Here is a 19597-nt window from a genome sequence, read left to right on the forward strand (position 1 = left end):
CGCGCGTGCGCCGCCGCCCGGAACGGTTGTGCTGAGACGGAAAGCTCCCTTTTTACAGTTCGTAATCGGGCGTGATGCCGAAGGAGTCCACCAGGGCCTTCAGATTCACAAAGTCGTCAGAGACGTACTTCTCGGCAGCGGCGCCGGTGTAGTTGACGGGATCCAGGCCGGCGGCCTTGCACTCGGAGATGTAGTCGGGATCGCTGAAGACCTTGTCCAGAATATCGGACAGATAGGCCTTGATCTCGGGATCGGTGCCGGCGGGGGTGGTCAGAGCACGCCACTGGCCGTGGACGATGTCCACACCCAGCTCCTTCAAAGAGGGAACGTCGGGAGCGGTCTCGGTGCGCTCCGCGCTGGTGACGCAGACGGCGATGACGTCGCCGGACTCCATGGCGGACAGGGCCTCGGAAATGGAGACGCTGGCGCACATGGCGTCGCCGGTCATCACGGCGGCCAGCGCGCTGGCGCCGCCGTCATAGGACATGCGGGCGAAAGAGGCGCCCAGGTAGTCCTCAACCTTCAGACGCAGGAAATCATGCACGTTCCAGTTGCCGCCCATGGCCATGGTGATCTCGCCATCGTTGGCCTTGACCAGATCGGCGAATTCCTCCCAGGTGGAGATCCCCAGGCTGGGGGAGATGATGATGAAGTTGCAGTCAAAGGAGCCGACACCCACGGGCTCAAAGCTGGTCTCGTCATAGGGAATGTCGTGCTGGACGAACTGGTCAGTCAGCTGCCAGGGCACGATGGAGCCCAGGTAATAGCCGCTGTTTTCGGAAGTAGCCATATAGGTGGCGCCGGTCACGCCGCCGCCGGTAACGTTATTGACAATGATGTTGGCACCGTCGCCCATGTATTCCATCATGTAGTTGGCGGTAATGCGGGTCCATACATCCTGGCCGCCGCCGGCACCGTAAGGAACAGCGATCTCAATGGTCTTGCTGGGGTAGTCGGAAGCAGTGCTTTCCGCGGCGGGAGCAGACTGCTGCGTGGACTCAGCGGGAGCCTGGGCGGCTTCCTTTTTGCCGCAGGCGGCCAGAGACAGCAGCATGAAGGATGCCAGGATCAGAGACAGTGCTTTTTTCATGTTCGTTCCTCCTAATCTTCATCGTGTGTGGGTAGGGGTGGACGGATGTGAAACCCCAAAAAGAAAACGTTTACAAAAATGGGTAAAAAAAACACATCCGCGGGAGCGCCGGTTGCCAGGACAAAGCGGCAGATCCATCCTGGCCGGTTTGGACCGGATAGGGGCCGAGGGCGGTTTGCCTCCGGGGTTTGAAAAACGAAAAATAGAAAACGTTTACAAATTTAGGGAAAACAAAAAAGCCGAAAAGCACCCTATCTGTGAAAATCATAGCATATCAGCAGGAGAAAAGTCAATTGAATTTGTATAATTTGTCGAATAAGCAGAAAAAATGCAACATTAAATATGCAAAATAGCCGAAAACATATGTGCGCATGGTGTTCCGGCCTTTCAAGCCGGGCGCATATGTGCACCATGAGGCCGGCAGCTGGGAAAATCAGCTGAAAATTTCTAAAAATTCCGACTTTTACAGATGAATACGTTTTACCAAAATGATAAATTTGCCTTGCAAAAGGGAACGGGAGGACAGTATAATGAAAGTGGGATGTAAACGTTATTTTGCCGCTTGCTTTTAAAACGGGCGGCAAAGCGGAGCAGCTTTTTGCCGATGGACCGGCATACAAAATACACGGAAGTAAATGAGGGATGACAATGAAAAGAGCCACGATCAAGGACATCGCGAGAGAGGCCAATGTTTCACTCGCGACCGTATCGCGCTCATTGAATCATGACCCTTGCGTGACGGACGCTATGCGGACCCGTGTGCTGGAGACGGCAAAGAGGCTGGGGTATGTGCCCAATACCATTGCGAAGAGCTTGAAAACCAACAGCACGTATACCATCGGCTTTCTGGTGTCCGATATTTCCAACAGCTATTATATTTCCATCGCCCGCAGCGTGGAGGATATTGTCAGCAGCCAGAATTATAACCTCATGCTGTGCAGCACCGGAAACCGGAAAGAGCGGGAGTTGGATTACCTGCAGATGCTCATGAGCAAAAACATCGACGGCCTCATTCTGAACACCACCGGAAGGAACAACGATTTTGTGCTGGAAATGAACAAAAAGACGCCCATGGTCCTGCTGAACCGGCGGATCATGGCACCGGAGTTCCGGGGAGACCTGATCGACACCAACAGCTATCTGGGCTGCTACCGCTTGACAAAGCAGCTGCTGGCCCTGGGGCACCGGAAGATCTTCGTGGTGCGGGGCCCCGCCCATTTGAGCAACAGCTTCGAGCGCTTTCAAGGCTTTGTGGACGCCATGGGGGAAGCGGGGGTCCGGGTGGATAAGTTGTATCCCTATACTTACACCGGCGAGTTCACCCTGCAAAGCGGCGTGGAGGCCATCCGGCACATGTGTTCCCTGGAGGAGTGGCCCACAGCCATCCTCTCCCAGAACAACATGATGACCATCGGTATTTTGGAGGAGCTGCGCCGCAAAATGATCCGCATCCCGGAGGATATTTCGCTGGTGTCCTATGACAGCATCAACAATATGGACCTCATGACTACCCGGCCCACCTCCGCCACCTTTGACATGGCTGCCATCGGCGAGCAGGTGGGACAGTCCATCCTCAGCCGTATCAAAAACCCGGAAATGCCCTGCCGGGAGTACATTTTTGACCCCACCATCACGCCGGGAAATTCCCTGGGCATCCCCCGGAACGGATAAAGAATTTCGTCAAACTGCTTGCAGCCGCCGGTATAATTTTGATATTTTGTTGATTTTCTGAACATTGGGACAGATTTTTCTTGATTTTTCAAAGCACTTCGTTTATGCTTATAAAAGAAAACGTTTTCATTTTGCTGTACCGTGCGGCAGCGGCGCGGCGGTGACAACTGAGCAACGGGCTTTTGGCCCGGAAACAGTGGAATGGAGTGTATTTTATGACAAATTTTGTTGCGAATGAATATGGCCGGCTGCTGGTGGTACATTTGAGAAAGGGCGACCTGCTGCTGGAGAGCATCCAGAAGGCGCTGGATGAAAACGGCATCAAAAACGCGGTGCTGCTCTCCGCCATCGGCTCCCTGCGCAAGCTGAGCATGCATATCATCCTGGATACGGAGGATAACGCCAACAACAGCTTCCTGGTGGTGGAAAAGCCCTTTGAGCTTTGCGCCATGCAGGGCCTGGTGCTGGACGGCGTGCCCCACTTCCACATGGTCTGCTCCGCCCCCGGCAACGAGAGCTTCTGCGGCCATGTGGAGCCCGGCTGCGAGGTGCAGTATCTCATGGAGATCTCTCTCATGGAAGTAAAGGACATGGACTTGACCCGCCGCAAGGACGAGTTCGGCATTGATTACATTGACAAGCTTTGAGCCCTGCTCAAAATGGAGGGATAGCAAATGATTCTTGCAGTTGGCAGCGACCATGCCGGTTACCCGCTGAAAGCCGCGCTGCTGGACCGGCTCCGGGAGAAGGGACACACCATCATTGACCACGGGAGCTATGACCCCCAGCCTGTGGATTTCCCCGATATTGCAAGGCTGGTCTGCGGCTCCGTCCTCAGCGGAGAGGCCCAGCGGGGCATTATGTTCTGCGGCACGGGCGTAGGCGCCAGCATCGCCTGCAACAAGGTCCCGGGCATCCGGGCCTCCGTGTGCCATGACCTGTACACGGCGCACCAGTGCGTGGAGCATGACGATGTGCAGATCATCGCCATGGGCGCGCAGATCATCGGCCCCACCGTGGCGGAGGAGCTGATCGACCTGTTTTTACAGGCGGAGTTCTCCACCTCGCCGGAGTTCCGGCGCAGAGTGGAAAAGCTTGCTGTCATGGACGGCAGCAAGGCCCGGTAAGCTGGATACGTTTCCACAGAAAGCGGAGCGGATTTGCTCCGCTTTCTGTTTTTTCATTGCCTTGCGGCAAAGGGAAAGATGTGATAGAGTAAGGGGCGATCACGTTGCTGTTTGAGGATTCGCCATGAAAACATCTGTCCTTGCCACCCTTGCCGGACTGCTGGGATACAGCATTTTCGGCTTCAGCTTCCTGTTTTCCAAAATCGCCCTGGGGCTGACCACGCCCTTCGTGCTGCTGTCCGTCCGGTTTCTGACGGCGTTTCTGGTGATGAACGTGCTGGTGCTCACCGGAAGGATGAAGCTCTCCCTGCGGGGAAAGCCTGTCAAAATGCTGCTGCTGTTGGGGCTGGTGCAGCCGGTGGTGTATTTTATCTGTGAAAATTACGGAATTGCCTTGACCTCCGCTTCCTTTTCCGGCATCATGCTGAGCATCATCCCCATCGCGGGCCTGGCGATGGGACGCCTGATACTGAAGGAGTCCTGCTCGGCGTTCCAGGTGGCCTGCGCCGTGCTGTCCATCGTGGGGGTGGTGCTGACCACCGTGGGCGGTGAGGTCCGCTTTTCTCCGCTGGGCACGGCGCTTCTGGCGGGGGCCGCTGTCTCCGCCGCGCTGTTCAATGTCATCAGCCGGGGCACGGCGAAATATTTCACCGCCTTTGAGCGGACGTATGTGATGTTTGCCCTGGGCAGCGTGGTGTTCACCCTTGTCGCCCTGGTGCAGAACCGGCGGGATTTGACGGCGCTGCGGGCGCCGCTGACAGCGCCCTGGTTTTGGGGGGCCGTGCTGTACCTGGCGGTGGTCTCCTCCGTGTGCGCCTTTTTGCTCATCAATTTTTCCGTGAACTACGTCAGCGTGGCGAAAATCTCCATTTTTTCCAACTTCACCACCGTCATTTCTGTGCTGGCGGGTATTTTCCTCATGAAGGATACCTTCTCTCCGGTCCAGCTGGCCGGCGTCGTCGTCATTGTCCTCAGCGTTTTCGGAGTCTCTTTACAAAAAGAGGAGCGGCCCGAAGAAGTTTCTCAGTAAGGAGCGTTTCATGAAAAAAGCACTTTTCTGCGGTATCCTGGCCTCTCTGTTTTTCGCCTTCACCTTTTTGCTCAACCACAGCATGAACCTCTCCGGCGGATACTGGATGTGGAGCGCGTGCCTGCGTTACCTCATCATGCTGCCGATTTTGGCGCTGGTGCTGCGGTGGATGCCGGGGGAGCGGTTTCGCCCGGTCCTGGACGCCATCCGCGCCCGGCCGGCGGCGTGGCTGGTGTGGAGCACCGTGGGCTTCGGCTTTTTTTACCTGCCGCTGACCCTGGCCTCCGTGTTCGGGGAATCCTGGCTGGTGGCCGCCTCCTGGCAGGTGACCATTGTGGCCGGCGTGCTGCTGACGCCGGTGTTCGGCAAGCCCATCCCTGTGAAAAACCTGCTGCTGTCCCTGGTCATTCTGGCGGGCATCGCCCTTTTGCAGCTTCCCCACCTCCGGGGAAATGACGTCCAGGGCAACTGCATGGCCCTGGTGCCCATCCTGGTGGCGGCCTTTTCCTACCCCCTGGGCAACCGGAAGATGATGGAGGTCTGCCCGCCGGAGCTGGACGCGGTACAGCGGGTGTTCGGCATGACGCTGTGCAGCCTGCCCTTTTGGCTGGCGGTGGCCTGCGCCGCCTACGCCCGGTCCGGCGCGCCCAGCGGCGGACAGCTGGCCCAGGCCGGTGTGGTGGCCCTGTTCTCCGGCGTCATCGCCACCATTTTGTTCTTCCGGGCCACGGACCTGGTGCGTGGCGACCCACGGCAGCTGGCGCTTATCGAGGCCACCCAGTGCGGCGAGGTGATCTTCACCCTCCTGGGCGGTATCCTGGTGCTGGGGGACAGTGTGCCCGGCCCTGCCAGTATGGCGGGCCTGGCTCTGATTTTGGCCGGCATGGCGTTGAACAGCCTGGTGACGGCGCAATAAGGAAAAACAGAGGAATGGTCTTGCGGAGCCGCCGAAATGATGATAAAATCTCTCCGGAACAGATAGGAGAGATGCTATGTATCGGTATATTTTCTTCGATTTGGATGGTACGCTGACGGATTCCAAGGAGGGCGTTGTCAACTGTGTGCGGTACGCCGCGCAAAAGCTGGGCGGCCCCCAGCTGGACGATGAGACGGTACTGAAGTTCATCGGCCCGCCGCTGCAGGATTCCTTCATGCGCTACTGCGGCTTCAGCGCGGAAAAGGGCCTGGAGGCCGTGCAGGTGTTCCGGGAGCGGTATGTGCCGGTGGGGCAGTACGAAAACCGCCCCGGTCCGGGACTTGTGGAAATGTGCCGCCGCTTGCGGGAAAAGGGATATGTGCTGGCTTTGGCCTCTTCCAAGCCGGAGGAGCTGTGCGTGTCCATCTGTGACCGCTTTGGCTTTGCCCCCTACTTGTCAGCCACCACCGGCAGCCCCCCCGACGGCGACTGGGAAAAGGCGGACGTCATCCGGGAGGCCATGCGCCGCCTGGGCTTGACGGAGACGGACAAGCCCGCCATCCTCATGGTGGGTGACCGGAAGTTTGATGTGCTGGGCGCCAAGGAGTGCGGCATTGACTGCGCGGGCGTGGAGTTTTTCGGCTACGCTGCCCCCGGCGAGCTGGCCCAGGCCGGCGCCGTGGCGGTGGTGTCCAACGCCGAGGAGCTGGAGCAGTTCATTCTGACACATTGAAAAAAGCACGCTGTTTTATAAACAGCGTGCTTTTTTAACGTTTAATCCTTGTACTGCACCATGATGTCCCGGACTTCCTTCAGCGTCCAGCCCTCGCCGCTGAGGTCGGCGGAGAGCACCGGGTCGATGGGGACGGCCAGGTACATGTTGTTGCCGTAGGAGTAGGCGCCGGAGGTGACGCCGATCACCTGGCCGTAGGCGTTCAGAAGCGCGCCGCCGCTGCTGCCCTGGGAGATGTCGGCGGTGTCCATGAGGCAGGGCAGGTCGTACCGGGCCACCTGGCGGGCGGTGTCACTGATGACGCCGGAGCTGACGGCCAGGCCCAGGCCCAGGGGATTGCTGATGGTGTACACCGTGTCGCCCACCCGCACGTCTCCGGTGCCGGAGGGAGCCACCTCCAGGCAGGCAAAGGCGGAGGTGGAGCGGTGGCCCGCGGCGGTGCGGGAGACCTGGATGACGGCGATGTCGATGCCGGCGTCGTAATACAGCACCCGCTCCACCGGGTAGGACTCGCCGGTGACAAGCTCCGCCGAGGCGGCGATGGCGCCGTCGATGGAGTGGTAGTTGGTGACGGCGATGCCGCCGGCGGTGATGAAGAAGCCGCTGGCCTGGGCATCGGCGTCGCCGGCATTGGCGGCCTTCTGGGTGCGGTAGCTGTTTAGGCAAAACACGGCTGCCAGGTGCCGGTCAGCGATCTGGCGGGCGGAGAGCTCCGGCGTCAGCAGGCCCAGGGCGTTGGCTGTGGCCCGGGAGACCAGGCCCTTTTCCAACAGGCGGTCCAAAACGGTGCCGCTGCCGTCCTTGTAGGGGAAGGCCAGAGCGTCCCGGATGGACTGGAAGAGGTCGCCACGGGTCATGGGCCCGTCAAACAACACGGTGGACAGGCCAATGCGCCGGGCGAAGATGGCGGCGTAATCCAGGGTGAAGTCCCCGTCCTGGTCGCTGTATCCCAGCATCCGCAGCAGGGAGGCGAACCAGCTGCCGGCGTCCAGCTGGCCGTTGGGGTTGTATTTCACCGGCGTCACGCCGGTGACCCAGCCCTGGTGGGCGGCGTAATCGATGGAATCGGCGGCCCAGGCGGGCAGGTCCAGATAGCCGCCGATCCAGATGTCAGCCGCGGCGTCCGCCTGGGCGCCGGCCAGCCGCACCAGCATCACCGCCGCCTGGGCCCGGGTGGCGGGGGCGTCCAGGTCATACTCCCCGGCAGTGTTGCCCTGGATCAAGCCCAGGGTGGATAAAATATCCGCGGAGCGGGTGGCCTCCCCCTCCAGGGCGGAGACGGCGGGAACTGCGCTCACCAGCAGGGCAAGAGCGCAGAGGAGGGCAAAGAGTTTGGTTTTCATGGTGTTCCTCCAACTTTCAAATTGTAGATATTGTAGCACCGCCCCGGCGGAATGGCAAGGCCCGCCGCCGCTGGACAGCGGCGGTGAAAGCTGGTATAATGCAAACACAAAGACCCACTGCGCCGGAACCGGCGACATCTATCATAAAGGAGAATTCTCAAATGGAGCTGAAAGACATTTTGAGCAAATGCGACCACACCCTGCTGGCCCAAACAGCCACCTGGGACGAGATCCGCACCATCTGCGACGACGGCATGAAATACGGCTGCGCCAGCGTCTGCATCCCCGCCAGCTATGTCAAGCAGGCGGCGCAATACGTGGAGGGAAAGCTCCCCATCTGCACCGTCATCGGCTTCCCCAACGGCTATGACACCACCGCCGCCAAGTGCTTCATGGCTTCTGACGCCGTGGAAAACGGCGCCGAGGAGGTGGACATGGTCATCAACATCGGCTGGGTGAAGGATAAGAAGTGGGAGGACCTTCTCAGTGAGATCAAGGCTGTCAAAGAGGCCTGCCGCGGCAAGCTCTTGAAGGTCATCATCGAGACCTGCTTCCTCACCGACGAGGAAAAGGTGAAGATGTGCCAGATCGTCACCGCCTCCGGTGCCGACTACATCAAGACCTCCACCGGCTTCGGCGGTGGCGGCGCCACCCGGGAGGATGTGGCCCTGTTCGCAAAGCACATCGGCCCCGATGTGAAGATCAAGGCCGCCGGCGGCATCGCGAACATTCAAGACGCGGAGGACTTCATCAATCTGGGCGCCTCCCGCCTGGGCACCAGCCGCATCGTCAAGGCCGTGAAGGCCATGGAGGGCTGATATGGGAACACCTCACAATGAAGCCGCTCCCGGCGCCTTCGCCAAGACGGTCTTAATGCCCGGCGACCCGCTGCGGGCCAAATTCATCGCGGAAACCTTCCTGGAGGACGCGAAGCTGGTGAACAATGTCCGGGGCATCCAGGGCTATACCGGTACCTACCGCGGCACGCCGGTGTCCGTCATGGCCTCCGGCATGGGCGTGCCCTCCATCGGCATCTACTCCCACGAGCTGTTCCACTTTTACGATGTGGACAACATCATCCGGGTGGGCACTGCCGGCGGCATCTCTCCCAAGCTGAAGCTGCGGGACGTGGTCATGGCCCAGGGCGCCTGCACGGACTCCAACTACGCCCACCAGTTCCGCCTGCCCGGCACCTTCGCGCCTATCGCCGACTTCACCCTGCTGGAGACCGCTGTGGCAGTGGCCCGGCGTCTGGGCGTGGAGCCGCCGGTGGGGAACGTGTTTTCCTCCGACGTGTTTTACAACAAGGCCGGCAACACCCTGGACTGGGGGAATATGGGCGTGCTGGCCGTCGAGATGGAGACAGCCGCCCTGTACTGCAACGCCGCCGAGGCCGGCAAGCGGGCCTTGACCATCTGCACCATTTCCGACAGCCTCGTCACCGGCGAGGAGCTGCCCCCCGCGGACCGCCAGATCTCCTTCACCCAGATGATGGAAATTGCGTTGGAGACGGCCGTGGAGATGGCGAAAAAGGGATAAAAAAGCGAACAGCCTCCCGCAATGCGGGGGGATAGTATGAAAGGGGGGCCGGGCGGCCCCCGCTTTCATGTTGAATCAGGCCCGCGCAGCGGGTGCTTTTGGCAGGCCAAAAGCAAAGACCGTCCGGCGATCGCCGGACGGTGAAATTGCGTTGGAGACGGCCGTGGAGATGGCGAAAAAGAGCTGAACAGAAAAATGGACGGCCTTCCGCGATGCGGGGGGATAGTAGGAAAGGGGGGCCGGGCGGCCCCCGCTTTCATGTTGTATCAAGCCCGCACAGCGGGGCGTTTGACTTGTCAAAAGCAAAAGAGGTCCGGCTTTCACAAAATAGTGAAAACCGGACCTCTTTTGCCGCCAAATTATGACGAAATGGAAAACATTGCGAAATTTTATTGCAATCCAGGTAAAGGGTTGATATAATGAGAGCCGACCTTTTAAGGTCTCCTCCCGTGCTTTCGGGGGAAATATTTTTGAAGGAAGGTAGATTCCGATGAAGAAGTTTCTTGCTCTGATTCTTGCATTGGTCATGTCTTTGTCCCTGGTCGCCTGCGGCGGTTCCAAGGCTGAAGAGAAGCCTGCCGAGCAGCCCGCCCAGGAGCAGCCCGCCGAGGCTGAGGGCGCTGATTTCAGCGTGGCCATGATCACCGACTACGGTGACATCACCGACCAGTCTTTCAACCAGACCACCTATGAGGCCTGCAAGGCCTACTGCGACGCCAACGGCGTGGACTTCAACTACTACAAGCCCGCCGGTGACTCCACCGCCGAGCGTGTGGCCATGGTGGAAAAGGCCGTGGACGAGGGCTATACCGTCATCGTCATGCCCGGCTTCGCGTTCGCTGAGACCATCACCGAGGTGGCCGACGAGTATTCCGACGTCACCTTCGTCGCTCTGGACGTCAGCGAGGGCGACCTGGGCGATTACACTCTGCCCAGCAACGTCTACTGCGCTGTGTACCAGGAAGAGCTGTGCGGCTACATGGCCGGCTACGCCGCTGTGAAGCTGGGCTACACCCACCTGGGCTTCCTGGGCGGCATGGCCGTCCCCGCCGTGGTCCGCTTCGGCTATGGCTACGTGCAGGGCGTTGACGCCGCCGCCGGTGAGCTGGGCGTGGATGCCACTGTGGAATATGCTTACGGCAACCAGTTCTTCGGCGACCCCGACATCACCGCTTACGCGGACAACTGGTATCAGACCCTGGGCGTGGAAGTCGTGTTCGCCTGCGGCGGCGGCATCTGCACCTCTGTGGGCGAGGCTGCTGCCAAGGTCGACGGCGCCAAGGTCATCGGCGTTGACGTGGACCAGTCCGGCAACCTGGACGCCGCTTACGGCGAGGGCATCACGCTGACCTCCGCTATGAAGGGCCTGGCTCCCACTGTCCAGCACATGCTCTCTGAGATCGCTGCCGGCAACTGGGACAACTACGGCGGCAAGGTGGAGACCCTGGGCCTGGTGTCCGGTGACGACCCCGAGGTCAACTATGTCCAGATCCCCATGGACACCACCCTGTTCGGCGATGGCTTCACCCAGGACGATTACAAGGCCCTGGTGAAGGACATGTTTGACGGCAAGATCACCGTGTCCGACGACATCACCGTTGAGCCCGCTGTCAGCAACATCACTGTCAACTATCTGGGCAACGTGAAGTAAGAGTTTTACATCCGCAAAAAGAGGACGGGAACATATTCCCGTCCTCTTTTTTTAATAGCTTCCGTTTTCTGTATTTTTGCTTTGAAATACGCCGCCGGATATAGTACAATAGAGTATCAACAATATTTGCCGCCAGGCAATAGGGGGAGGTCGTGAAATTTGGAACAGACCTATGCCATTGAGATGCTGAACATCACCAAGCGTTTCCCCGGCATCGTGGCCAACGACAATATCACGCTGCAGCTGAAAAAGGGCGAGATCCACGCCCTGCTGGGCGAAAACGGCGCCGGCAAGTCCACGCTGATGAGCGTGCTGTTCGGCCTGTACCAGCCGGAGGAGGGCGTCATCAAGAAGGACGGACAGGCGGTGGAGATCCGGGACCCCAACGACGCCAACGCCCTGGGCATCGGCATGGTCCACCAGCACTTCAAGCTGGTGGAGTGCTTCTCTGTGCTGGACAACATCATCATGGGCGTGGAACCCTGCAAACACGGCTTCCTGCAGAAGGGAGAGGCTCGGGAGAAGGTGCTCTCCCTCAGCGAGAAATACGGCCTGCACGTGGACCCGGACGCCCTGGTGGAGGACATCACCGTGGGCATGCAGCAGCGCACCGAGATCTTGAAGATGCTGTACCGGGAAAATGAGATCCTCATTTTCGATGAGCCCACCGCCGTTCTGACACCCCAGGAGATCGAGGAGCTCATGCAGATCATGCGGAACCTGGCGGCGGAGGGCAAGTCCATCCTCTTCATCTCTCACAAGCTCAATGAGATCATGGCGGTGGCGGACCGCTGCACCGTCCTGCGCAAGGGCAGATACATCGGCACCGTGAACATCAAGGACACCAACCAGAAGGAGCTGTCCCGGATGATGGTGGGCCGGGACGTGGAGTTTGTGGTCCACAAGGAGCCCGCCAAGCCCGGCAAGACCATCCTGGAGGTGGAGAACATGACGGTGGCCTCCAAGTCCCACAACAACAACGCCGTCAAGGACGTCAGCTTTACCGTCCGGGCGGGCGAGATCGTCTGCATCGCCGGCATCGACGGCAACGGCCAGACGGAGCTGGTCTACGGCCTCACCGGCCTGGAGCCCCTGAAAGGCGGCAGGATCATGCTGGAGGGACAGGACATCACCGGCGCCTCCATCCGAAAGCGGTCCACCCTGGGCATGAGCCACATCCCCGAGGACCGGCACAAGCACGGTCTGGTGCTGGACTACACCCTGGAGGACAACATGGTGCTCCAGCGGTATTTTGAGCCGGAGTTCGTCAGCAAGGCGGGCTTTTTGAAGCGCAAAGCCATCCGGGACTACGCCAACCGCCTCATCGACCAGTACGATGTCCGCTCCGGCCAGGGGCCTGTCACCGTGGCCCGCAGCATGTCCGGCGGCAACCAGCAAAAGGCCATCGTGGCCCGGGAGATTGACAAGGACCCGGAGCTGCTCATTGCCGTCCAGCCCACCCGCGGCCTGGACGTGGGCGCCATTGAGTATATCCACAAGCAGATCGTTGCCCAGCGGGACGCCGGCAAGGGCGTGCTGCTGGTGAGCCTGGAGCTGGACGAGGTCATGGCCCTGTCCGACCGCATCCTGGTCATGTACGAGGGTGAGATCGTGGGCCAGCTGGACCCCAAGACCACCACCGTGGAAGAATTGGGCCTGTACATGGCAGGCGCGAAAAGGGAGGAGGCATAAACCATGAAACAACAACGGTCTTCCCTGCTGCGCAACAACGCCGTTCAGTCGCTGCTGGCGTCGCTGCTGTGTATCCTTATTGGCCTGCTGGTGGGATATGTGGCCCTGCTGATCATCAACCCCGCCGGCGCCGGCGAGGCCATCACCACCATCATCAAGAACTTCATGACCTATTCCAAGCCCGCTACCCAGCTGAAAAACCTGGGCAACACCCTGGTAAAGACGGCACCGCTGCTGATGTGCAGCCTGTCGGTCCTCTTCGCCTACAAGGCGGGCCTTTTCAACATCGGCGCCGCCGGACAGTATGTGGTGGGCGCGGGCGCCAGCCTGTACTGCGCCCTGGCCTGGCACCTGCCCTGGTATCTGTGCCTGCTGGCCGCCATTTTGGCCGGCGCGGCCCTGGGTGCCGTCTCCGGCATGCTGAAGGCCTACTGCAACGTCAACGAGGTCATCTCCTGCATCATGCTCAACTGGATCAGCCTCTATGCGGTGAACACCCTTTTGAACCTGGTGAAGGAGGAGACCAGCCCCTACACCTTGAACCTCATCAACACCAGTCCCGGGAGTGTCCTGCCCTCCCTGGGCCTGGGCGGACTGTTCAGCGGAAACAAGTATGTCACCATCGCCATCCCCCTGTCGGTGCTGGTGGCGGCGGCCATTTGGGTGCTGCTGGAAAAGACAAAGCTGGGCTACGAGCTGAAGGCCACCGGCTGCAACAAGTTCGCCGCCAAATACTGCGGCATGCAGGAGAAAAAGAACTTGATCCTGACCATGTCCATCGCCGGCGCACTGGCCGGTATGGGCGCGGCGCTGCTGTTCCTCACGGGCTTTGAACAGTGGCAGTGCACCCAGTCCTCCATCCCCGGCATGGGCTTTAACGGCATCGCCGCCGCCTTCCTGGGCGGTCTGAACCCCCTGGGGACCATCCTCTCCTCTTACTTTATCCAGCACATCACCAACGGCGGCGCCTATGTGGACAAGACCATGTACTCCGCCCAGATCTCCGACTTTATCTCCGCCCTCATCATCTATCTGTGCGGTTTCGTGCTGTTCTTCAAATTCGCGCTGAACCGCTGGCTGGACCGCCGGGATGAAAAGCGGGCCAAGGCCGTTCAGGCCGACTCTGAGAAAGGGGGGAAGGCGGAATGATCCTCCTGCTGCAATATACGCTGATCTTCGCCTCCGTTTTGATGCTGGTGGCCCTGGGCGGCTGCTTCTCCGAGCACTCCGGCGTCATCAACATCGGCTTGGAGGGCATCATGGTCATGGGCGCCCTGGGCGGCGCGCTGATGATGAAATTCATGCCTGCCGGCGCGCCTGCCGCCGCCATCATTTTGCTGGTGGTGCTGGCCTCCATCGCTTTGGGCATGCTGTACTCCCTGCTGCTGGCGGTGGCCGCTGTCAACTTCAAGGCGGACCAGACCCTGGTGGGCACGGCCATGAACCTGTTGGGAACCGCCGCCGCCACCGTGTTCGTCAAGGCCATGAACACCGCCGAGAGCGTGGACAACGTGTCCTCCATCATTCAGTATATCGAGCCGAAGAAGGCGTTTTTGATGAACCTGGGTGGCTTTGAGTTCAACTGGTTCATGCTGCTGGCCCTCATTGCCCTGGTGGTGTCCTATGTGACGCTGTACAAGACCCGCTTCGGCCTGCGGCTCATGGCCTGCGGCGAGCATCCCCAGGCGGCGGACAGCGTGGGCATCAATGTGTACAAGATGCGCTACGCCGGCGTGCTGATCTCCGGCATGCTGGGCGGCCTGGGCGGCATCGTGTATATCACCGCCGGCGTCAGTGAGTGGAAGTTTGAAAACGGCGTGGCGGGCTTCGGCTTCCTGGCCCTGGCCGTCATGATCTTCGGCCAGTGGAAGCCCACCCGCATTGCTCTGGCGGCGCTGCTGTTCGGCTTTTTTCGGGCCTTGGGCAACGTGTACACCGGCTTTGACTTCCTGAAGGCTTTGAACCTGCCTTCCGCTGTGTACAATATGCTGCCTTATATCATCTCCCTGGTGGTGCTGGCCTTTACCTCCCAGAAATCCCGGGCCCCCAAGGCGGAGGGTATCCCCTACGACAAGGGACAGCGCTGAATCGATTCCGATTTGTAGAATTTTGTAAGAACAATACCCTCCGTTGTCGGATTTCGGCGGCGGAGGGTATTGCTTTGCGCCTACGGCAGCGCGTGACCGGTGAAAATTGCCGCCAGGACCCCGGCCAGCAGCGCCTGGACCGCCTTGCCGGCGGCGCAGCCGCGCAGGCGCAGGCCGCTGCCCTCCAGCACCGCCGCCGTCTGGCACAACACAGAGAGGCCGCCCCAGCCCGCCATGGCGGAGGCCAGAATGAAGGAGCCGCGGCCGGCGTCCAGCAGCGGCGTGAGGGAAAACAGCTCCGTGGCCCCCACCAGTGCCGGTCCCAGCCATCCCCCCAGAGAGGCCAGGGGGCGGGCCAGCACGTAGAAAAACGTCACAAAGGCGCAAACGGACAGCATGCCCCCCAGGCTCTCCCGGACGGCGCCTACAAAGGCGGCGGAAAAGGAGACCGCCTGAAAAGCAGGACGCCTTGACAGCTCCTGCCGCTGCTGGTCCGGCCCCCAGCGCCGGAACAGCAGCCCCGTCAAAAGGGCGGACAGCAGGTGGATAAGCCACAGCCACACCCCCGCCCGGACGCTGCCGAACACCCCGCCCCCCAGCACGCTGATGAGAAACACCGGGTTGGAGTTGTTGCAGAAGGTCAGCAGCCGCTCCGCCTCTGGACGGGACAAAAAGCCGCCGCGGTACAGGTCCGCCGCCGCCTTCGCCCCGATGGGGTAGCCGCCGATGAGGCCCAGCAGCAGGGCGGAGCTGCCCACGCCGTCCACCCGGAACAGCGGCTCCATGAGCCCCGCCAGCATGGGGGACAGCAGCTCTCCCAGTCCCAGGGACAACAGCAGGGACGACACCACCAAAAACGGGAACAGCGCCGGGATCACGGACCGGGCGCACAGGCCCAGAGCCTCCGCTGCCGCGGCCCGGACGGCACCGGCTTTTGTCAAAAACAGGACCAGGACCCCGCACAGGGCCAGGCAGGCCGCCGCCCGCCAGCGTATCCGCATACAAATCACCCGCTTATTCCTATGCGCCCTTTCGGGAAACCATGCCCGCCCCCGCAAGTCGGACAGGCAAGGCGCATACAGTCGGACAGAGGTGAAGAATATGGAGCGTAACCGAAAAGAGCGGGAGGGCGGCGTGCTGAGCACGGTGGCGGAGCTGTTCGACCTGCCGGCGGACGTGGTGGCGGGTCTGCCCCGGCTGGAGATGGTGGGCAGCCGCCAGATGTATCTGGAGCACCACCAGGGCATCCTGGCGTACAGCGACAGCCGCATCGACGTGAACACCGCCGCCGGGGTGCTGTGTGTGAAGGGAGAGGGCTTGTCCCTCCTGGCCATGACGGGGGAGGAGCTGCGGATCGGCGGAAGCCTTTCGTCGGTGGAGTGGGTAAAATAAATGCTGAACCAGATTTTGAACCGCTTCCGGGGCCAGGTGCGCCTGCGGGTGGAGGCGGCCTTTCCGGAGCGGGTGCTGAACCTGTGCGGCGCCCGGGATTTGGCCTTCTGGGACCTGGAATGGGAGAGCCCCACCGCCTTTTCCTGCCGCCTCAGCCGCCGGGACTACCATACGCTCCGCAAAGCGGCCAAGCGCCTGGACTGCACCATCACCCCCATCCGGCGGGAGGGAGTGCCCTATTTCCTGGGGCGCTTCCGCAAGCGCTACGCCCTGCTGGCGGGGCTTTTCCTGTGCGCCGCCGGGCTGTCCCTGGGGTCGCTATTCATCTGGGACTTCACCGTGGAGGGCAACGAGACCGTCCCCACGGAGGAGATCCTCCGGGCCCTTCAAAAAAACGGCGTGGACATCGGCACCTTCGGCTTCTCCCTAAACGCGGAGGACCTGCGCAACCACGTGCTGCTGGACATCCCGGAGCTCAGCTGGATCACGGTGAACGTGTCCGGCTGCCGGGCGTATGTGCAGGTGCGGGAGCGGACGATGGCGCCGGAGATGGTGGATAAGCGCAAGCCCGCCAACGTGGTGGCCCGGCGGGCGGGACTGGTGAAAAAGGTCCGGGCCCTGGACGGCGTGGCCTGTGTGCTGCCGGGGACCTCGGTGGAGGAGGGACAGCTCCTCATCTCCGGCGTGGAGGACACGGACACCGTGGGAGCCCGTGTCCTGGCCGGCATGGGCACCGTCCAGGCCCGGACCTGGTACACCCTCACCTGCGCCATGTCCCTCAGCTCTCCGCGAAAACAGGATACCGGGGAGGAAAAGACCCTGGTGTCCCTGGTGTTTGGGACCCACCGGGTAAAATTCTTCGCAAACAGTAGCATCGAAGGGTGCGAATATGATAAAATAACAAAAAGACGCCGGTTGGACCTGCTCGGCTTGCCGCTGCCTGTCACGCTGGTGACGGAGCGGTGCCGGATGTATGAGGCTCACGAAGCGGCTGTGGAGCCCATGGAGGCCAAGGCCGCCGGGGAACAGATCTTGACGGAGTATCTCCACACCCTGGTGGACCCCTACGGCACGGTGGAGAGCACCCTTTGCACCGCCCGGCAGAAGGGGGACACCCTGCTGGTGACGCTGACGGCGGAGTGCCAGGAGCAGATCGGGGAATCGGTGCCCATTTACACAGAGAATCCGGGCTGACGGCCCGCAGAGGATACAGGAGTGATGGCATTTTGGAACAGAGAATCAGCATTGAGCGATTGGAGCAGGCGGTGAATATCTTCGGCTCCTTTGACGAGAATATCCGTCTTTTGGAGCAGGAGTTTTCCGTCACGGTGGTGAACCGGGACGGGGAGCTGCGGGTGGACGGCGAGGCGGAGAATATTATGCTGGCTTGCAAGGCCATCCAGGCCCTGCTGACCCTCTCCTCCCGGGGTGAGGTCATCGGCGAGCAGAACGTCCGCTACGTCATCGGCCTGGTGCGCGCCGGGAAGGAGGAGCAGATCACGGAGCTCACCGGCGACGTGCTGTGCATCTCCGCCAAGGGCCGTCCGGTGAAGCCCAAGACCATCGGCCAGAAGGAGTATATCGCCTCCGTGCTGAAAAACACCGTTACCATCGGCGTGGGCCCGGCGGGCACCGGCAAGACGTATCTGGCCGTGGCCGCCGCCGTCCAGGCCTTCCGGGACAAGCAGGTGAACCGCATCATCCTCACCCGCCCGGCGGTGGAGGCCGGCGAGCGGCTGGGATTTTTGCCCGGCGACCTCCAGAGCAAGGTGGACCCGTACCTGCGGCCCCTGTACGACGCACTGTTCGACATGCTGGGGGCGGAAACCTATCAGAAATACCTGGAGCGGGGCAACATCGAGGTGGCGCCCCTGGCCTACATGCGGGGCCGCACCCTGGACGACAGCTTCATCATTCTGGACGAGGCCCAGAACACCTCCCGGGAGCAGATGAAGATGTTCCTCACCCGCCTGGGCTTCGGGTCCAAGATCGTCATTACCGGCGATGTCACCCAGATCGACCTGCCCGACGGCAAGGCCTCCGGCCTCAAGGAGGCCATGCGGGTGCTGCGGAACGTGGAGGGCATCGGCATCTGCGAGCTGACCAACGCGGACGTGGTGCGCCACGTGCTGGTCCAGCGGATCGTGAAGGCCTACGAGGACTATGAAACAGCCAAAAACGGCGGAAAGGGAGGGAAGCGGTAATGGCGAAGCGTCACTATATCCCCGTCACCGCGGACATCCCCGGCGCCGCCAATGAGCGCAACTGCGCCCTCATCCGCAAGGTCATCCGCACCGCCCTGGCGGCGGAGGGCGTCAGCGTCCCCTGTGAGGTGGACGTGCTGCTGACGAATGATGAAAATATCCATCAAATCAACAAGGACATGCGGGACGTGGACCGCCCAACGGACGTGCTGAGCTTTCCGGAATTCGACCTCTATCCCGGAGAGCTGCCCACAGAGGAGGACGCGGACCCCGGCACAGGCCTCATCCCTCTGGGGGACATGGTCATCTCCATGGAGCATGTGGCCGCCCAGGCCAAGGAGTACGGCCATTCAAACCGCCGGGAGCTGGCGTACCTGGTGACCCATTCCGTTTTGCACCTGCTGGGCTATGACCACCTGGACGAAGGACCCCAGAAACAGCAGATGCGTGCCCGGGAAGAAGCGATTTTGGCGGAGCTGGGCATTACCCGGGAGGGCTGAGCCATGGCAAAAGCTGAGCGGACCTGTCCCTACTGCGGAAAGCCCATGCGGGAGGGGCGGATACACAGTGACAACCGACTCTGCTGGCGGCCCTCCAATGGATTTGGGACGTTGCTGCGGGGTTCGATGCCGGAAGATGGCGTCCCTCTGCCGGGGGCGTTTGGCTACGTTCGGGGACAGGACGCCCCGGCTTTCTATTGCCAAGGCTGCGGCAAGATATTGCTGGATGTCTGAAACTGACGCCGGACAGCCCTGGCGCATACACTGTCCCGAGGTGATTTGGGATGGTATTGCTGCAAGACGGGATCATTGCGTTCCTCTCCGCCGTGGGGCTGACCACGGTGGTGTGGCTGGCGGCGGGAACGGTCCTCCACGCCGGGAGGCCCACGGTGCCCGGCCTTTTGCTGGTGCTGCCCCTGCGGGGGGAGGCCCTGGCGCTGGAGGGGGATTTCCGGGAGCTGCGCCGGGTCCGGCACCGCCTGCCGGGGAGCCGCATCGTGCTGGCGGACTGCGGCATGAGCGAGGACGCCAAGGCTCTGGCCCGCTACCTGGCGGAGCGGGAGGAGGACGTCCTTTTGACAGAGGGGAACACCTTCCCCGCAGAGTAAATACATAGAGAGGC

23 protein-coding genes are annotated in these 19597 nt (G+C 61.2%); 19 read left to right on the forward strand and 4 right to left on the reverse strand.

All coding sequences use genetic code 11. The features are described 5' to 3' along the window. Positions 1-52: 52 nt before the first annotated feature. Entirely contained in the window at positions 53-1090 is a 1038-nt protein-coding gene (locus tag ACTQ4R_RS08570) for a Bug family tripartite tricarboxylate transporter substrate binding protein (protein ID WP_441627721.1), read from the reverse strand. 37 nt (positions 1091-1127) lie between these two features. On the opposite strand from ACTQ4R_RS08570, the gene ACTQ4R_RS08575 reads away from it, so the two are divergent. From ACTQ4R_RS08575 to ACTQ4R_RS08605, 7 genes are all read left to right on the forward strand, one after another. Continuing rightward, a complete protein-coding gene (locus tag ACTQ4R_RS08575) occupies positions 1128-1397 on the forward strand; it encodes a hypothetical protein (RefSeq protein WP_441627723.1) in 270 nt (89 codons plus the stop codon). A 341-nt stretch (positions 1398-1738) separates the two neighbouring features. After that, positions 1739-2761, forward strand: a complete 1023-nt coding sequence (locus tag ACTQ4R_RS08580) for a LacI family DNA-binding transcriptional regulator (RefSeq protein WP_441627725.1) — start codon at positions 1739-1741, stop codon at positions 2759-2761. A gap of 215 nt (positions 2762-2976) precedes the next feature. Beyond that, positions 2977-3408 carry a PPC domain-containing DNA-binding protein gene (locus ACTQ4R_RS08585; protein WP_441627726.1) on the forward strand — a complete coding sequence of 144 codons (432 nt, stop codon included), beginning with the start codon at positions 2977-2979 and terminating at the stop codon, positions 3406-3408. Positions 3409-3435: 27 nt separating this feature from the next. Continuing rightward, positions 3436-3888, forward strand: a complete 453-nt coding sequence (locus tag ACTQ4R_RS08590; protein ID WP_441627728.1) for an RpiB/LacA/LacB family sugar-phosphate isomerase — start codon at positions 3436-3438, stop codon at positions 3886-3888. 124 nt (positions 3889-4012) lie between these two features. After that, positions 4013-4918 carry a DMT family transporter gene (locus tag ACTQ4R_RS08595; protein WP_441627730.1) on the forward strand — a complete coding sequence of 302 codons (906 nt, stop codon included), beginning with the start codon at positions 4013-4015 and terminating at the stop codon, positions 4916-4918. 10 nt (positions 4919-4928) lie between these two features. Continuing rightward, the gene (locus ACTQ4R_RS08600) at positions 4929-5834 is read left to right on the forward strand and encodes a DMT family transporter (RefSeq protein ID WP_441627732.1); all 906 of its coding nucleotides are present in this window, start codon (positions 4929-4931) and stop codon (positions 5832-5834) included. A 76-nt stretch (positions 5835-5910) separates the two neighbouring features. Then, positions 5911-6567, forward strand: a complete 657-nt coding sequence (locus ACTQ4R_RS08605) for an HAD hydrolase-like protein (RefSeq protein WP_441627734.1) — start codon at positions 5911-5913, stop codon at positions 6565-6567. Between the two features lie 41 nt (positions 6568-6608). Here the strand turns inward: ACTQ4R_RS08605 and ACTQ4R_RS08610 are convergent, their stop codons facing one another. Beyond that, a complete protein-coding gene (locus ACTQ4R_RS08610) occupies positions 6609-7910 on the reverse strand; it encodes a S1C family serine protease (RefSeq protein WP_441627736.1) in 1302 nt (433 codons plus the stop codon). Between the two features lie 161 nt (positions 7911-8071). Here ACTQ4R_RS08610 and deoC point away from each other — a divergent pair, with 161 nt between their 5' ends. Together deoC and deoD are read left to right on the forward strand one after the other, a co-directional pair. Continuing rightward, the gene (gene deoC, locus ACTQ4R_RS08615; protein ID WP_441627738.1) at positions 8072-8728 is read left to right on the forward strand and encodes a deoxyribose-phosphate aldolase; all 657 of its coding nucleotides are present in this window, start codon (positions 8072-8074) and stop codon (positions 8726-8728) included. Between the two features lies 1 nt (position 8729). Next, positions 8730-9449, forward strand: a complete 720-nt coding sequence (gene deoD, locus ACTQ4R_RS08620; protein ID WP_441627740.1) for a purine-nucleoside phosphorylase — start codon at positions 8730-8732, stop codon at positions 9447-9449. A 75-nt stretch (positions 9450-9524) separates the two neighbouring features. Here deoD and ACTQ4R_RS08625 read toward each other — a convergent pair whose 3' ends face one another. After that, positions 9525-9977, reverse strand: a complete 453-nt coding sequence (locus ACTQ4R_RS08625) for a hypothetical protein (protein ID WP_441627742.1) — start codon at positions 9975-9977, stop codon at positions 9525-9527. Between ACTQ4R_RS08625 and ACTQ4R_RS08630 the strand changes: the two genes are divergently transcribed. From ACTQ4R_RS08630 to ACTQ4R_RS08645, 4 genes are all read left to right on the forward strand, one after another. Then, complete coding sequence (locus tag ACTQ4R_RS08630) at positions 9976-11100, forward strand: BMP family lipoprotein (protein WP_441627744.1); 1125 nt, start codon at positions 9976-9978, stop codon at positions 11098-11100. The genes ACTQ4R_RS08625 and ACTQ4R_RS08630 overlap by 2 nt on opposite strands. A 183-nt stretch (positions 11101-11283) precedes the next feature. Beyond that, on the forward strand, positions 11284-12792 hold the full coding sequence (locus tag ACTQ4R_RS08635) for an ABC transporter ATP-binding protein (protein ID WP_441627851.1): 1509 nt from the start codon (positions 11284-11286) through the stop codon (positions 12790-12792). 3 nt (positions 12793-12795) lie between these two features. Further along, the gene (locus ACTQ4R_RS08640) at positions 12796-13941 is read left to right on the forward strand and encodes an ABC transporter permease (RefSeq protein ID WP_441627746.1); all 1146 of its coding nucleotides are present in this window, start codon (positions 12796-12798) and stop codon (positions 13939-13941) included. Then, complete coding sequence (locus ACTQ4R_RS08645) at positions 13938-14879, forward strand: ABC transporter permease (protein ID WP_441627747.1); 942 nt, start codon at positions 13938-13940, stop codon at positions 14877-14879. The genes ACTQ4R_RS08640 and ACTQ4R_RS08645 overlap by 4 nt, the downstream gene beginning before the upstream one ends. Positions 14880-14959: 80 nt before the next feature. On the opposite strand, the gene ACTQ4R_RS08650 is transcribed toward ACTQ4R_RS08645, so the two are convergent. Further along, entirely contained in the window at positions 14960-15880 is a 921-nt protein-coding gene (locus ACTQ4R_RS08650) for a nucleoside recognition domain-containing protein (protein ID WP_441627748.1), read from the reverse strand. A gap of 100 nt (positions 15881-15980) precedes the next feature. On the opposite strand from ACTQ4R_RS08650, the gene ACTQ4R_RS08655 reads away from it, so the two are divergent. From ACTQ4R_RS08655 to ACTQ4R_RS08680, 6 genes are read left to right on the forward strand one after another with little or no spacing between them, the layout of a single operon-like run. Then, positions 15981-16271, forward strand: coding sequence for a YabP/YqfC family sporulation protein (locus ACTQ4R_RS08655; protein WP_441627750.1), 291 nt, complete (start codon positions 15981-15983; stop codon positions 16269-16271). Continuing rightward, positions 16272-17465 carry a sporulation protein YqfD gene (locus ACTQ4R_RS08660; protein WP_441627752.1) on the forward strand — a complete coding sequence of 398 codons (1194 nt, stop codon included), beginning with the start codon at positions 16272-16274 and terminating at the stop codon, positions 17463-17465. A 29-nt stretch (positions 17466-17494) separates the two neighbouring features. Continuing rightward, the gene (locus ACTQ4R_RS08665) at positions 17495-18475 is read left to right on the forward strand and encodes a PhoH family protein (RefSeq protein WP_441627853.1); all 981 of its coding nucleotides are present in this window, start codon (positions 17495-17497) and stop codon (positions 18473-18475) included. After that, entirely contained in the window at positions 18475-18975 is a 501-nt protein-coding gene (gene ybeY, locus ACTQ4R_RS08670) for an rRNA maturation RNase YbeY (protein WP_441627754.1), read from the forward strand. The genes ACTQ4R_RS08665 and ybeY overlap by 1 nt, the downstream gene beginning before the upstream one ends. Before the next feature lie 3 nt (positions 18976-18978). Next, positions 18979-19209, forward strand: coding sequence for a PF20097 family protein (locus ACTQ4R_RS08675; protein ID WP_441627756.1), 231 nt, complete (start codon positions 18979-18981; stop codon positions 19207-19209). Positions 19210-19259: 50 nt separating this feature from the next. Further along, positions 19260-19583 (forward strand): hypothetical protein, encoded by a 324-nt coding sequence (locus tag ACTQ4R_RS08680; RefSeq protein WP_441627758.1) that lies wholly within the window; start codon positions 19260-19262, stop codon positions 19581-19583. The last annotated feature ends 14 nt before the right edge of the window (positions 19584-19597 follow it).

Source organism: Dysosmobacter sp. Sow4_B12 (genome assembly GCF_052116665.1).
Taxonomy (GTDB): Bacteria; Bacillota; Clostridia; order Oscillospirales; family Oscillospiraceae; genus Oscillibacter.

Excerpts from the sequence above, each read along its gene's own strand:
- ACTQ4R_RS08570 (WP_441627721.1), bottom strand. The coding sequence starts at position 1,090 with ATGAAAAAAGCACTGTCTCTGATCCTGGCATCCTTCATGCTGCTGTCT.
- ACTQ4R_RS08580 (WP_441627725.1), top strand. The coding sequence starts at position 1,739 with ATGAAAAGAGCCACGATCAAGGACATCGCGAGAGAGGCCAATGTTTCA.
- ACTQ4R_RS08585 (WP_441627726.1), top strand. The coding sequence starts at position 2,977 with ATGACAAATTTTGTTGCGAATGAATATGGCCGGCTGCTGGTGGTACAT.
- ACTQ4R_RS08590 (WP_441627728.1), top strand. The coding sequence starts at position 3,436 with ATGATTCTTGCAGTTGGCAGCGACCATGCCGGTTACCCGCTGAAAGCC.
- ACTQ4R_RS08595 (WP_441627730.1), top strand. The coding sequence starts at position 4,013 with ATGAAAACATCTGTCCTTGCCACCCTTGCCGGACTGCTGGGATACAGC.
- ACTQ4R_RS08600 (WP_441627732.1), top strand. The coding sequence starts at position 4,929 with ATGAAAAAAGCACTTTTCTGCGGTATCCTGGCCTCTCTGTTTTTCGCC.
- ACTQ4R_RS08605 (WP_441627734.1), top strand. The coding sequence starts at position 5,911 with ATGTATCGGTATATTTTCTTCGATTTGGATGGTACGCTGACGGATTCC.
- ACTQ4R_RS08610 (WP_441627736.1), bottom strand. The coding sequence starts at position 7,910 with ATGAAAACCAAACTCTTTGCCCTCCTCTGCGCTCTTGCCCTGCTGGTG.
- deoC (WP_441627738.1), top strand. The coding sequence starts at position 8,072 with ATGGAGCTGAAAGACATTTTGAGCAAATGCGACCACACCCTGCTGGCC.
- deoD (WP_441627740.1), top strand. The coding sequence starts at position 8,730 with ATGGGAACACCTCACAATGAAGCCGCTCCCGGCGCCTTCGCCAAGACG.
- ACTQ4R_RS08630 (WP_441627744.1), top strand. The coding sequence starts at position 9,976 with ATGTCTTTGTCCCTGGTCGCCTGCGGCGGTTCCAAGGCTGAAGAGAAG.
- ACTQ4R_RS08625 (WP_441627742.1), bottom strand. The coding sequence starts at position 9,977 with ATGACCAATGCAAGAATCAGAGCAAGAAACTTCTTCATCGGAATCTAC.
- ACTQ4R_RS08635 (WP_441627851.1), top strand. The coding sequence starts at position 11,284 with ATGCTGAACATCACCAAGCGTTTCCCCGGCATCGTGGCCAACGACAAT.
- ACTQ4R_RS08640 (WP_441627746.1), top strand. The coding sequence starts at position 12,796 with ATGAAACAACAACGGTCTTCCCTGCTGCGCAACAACGCCGTTCAGTCG.
- ACTQ4R_RS08645 (WP_441627747.1), top strand. The coding sequence starts at position 13,938 with ATGATCCTCCTGCTGCAATATACGCTGATCTTCGCCTCCGTTTTGATG.
- ACTQ4R_RS08650 (WP_441627748.1), bottom strand. The coding sequence starts at position 15,880 with ATGCGGATACGCTGGCGGGCGGCGGCCTGCCTGGCCCTGTGCGGGGTC.
- ACTQ4R_RS08655 (WP_441627750.1), top strand. The coding sequence starts at position 15,981 with ATGGAGCGTAACCGAAAAGAGCGGGAGGGCGGCGTGCTGAGCACGGTG.
- ACTQ4R_RS08660 (WP_441627752.1), top strand. The coding sequence starts at position 16,272 with ATGCTGAACCAGATTTTGAACCGCTTCCGGGGCCAGGTGCGCCTGCGG.
- ybeY (WP_441627754.1), top strand. The coding sequence starts at position 18,475 with ATGGCGAAGCGTCACTATATCCCCGTCACCGCGGACATCCCCGGCGCC.
- ACTQ4R_RS08675 (WP_441627756.1), top strand. The coding sequence starts at position 18,979 with ATGGCAAAAGCTGAGCGGACCTGTCCCTACTGCGGAAAGCCCATGCGG.
- ACTQ4R_RS08680 (WP_441627758.1), top strand. The coding sequence starts at position 19,260 with ATGGTATTGCTGCAAGACGGGATCATTGCGTTCCTCTCCGCCGTGGGG.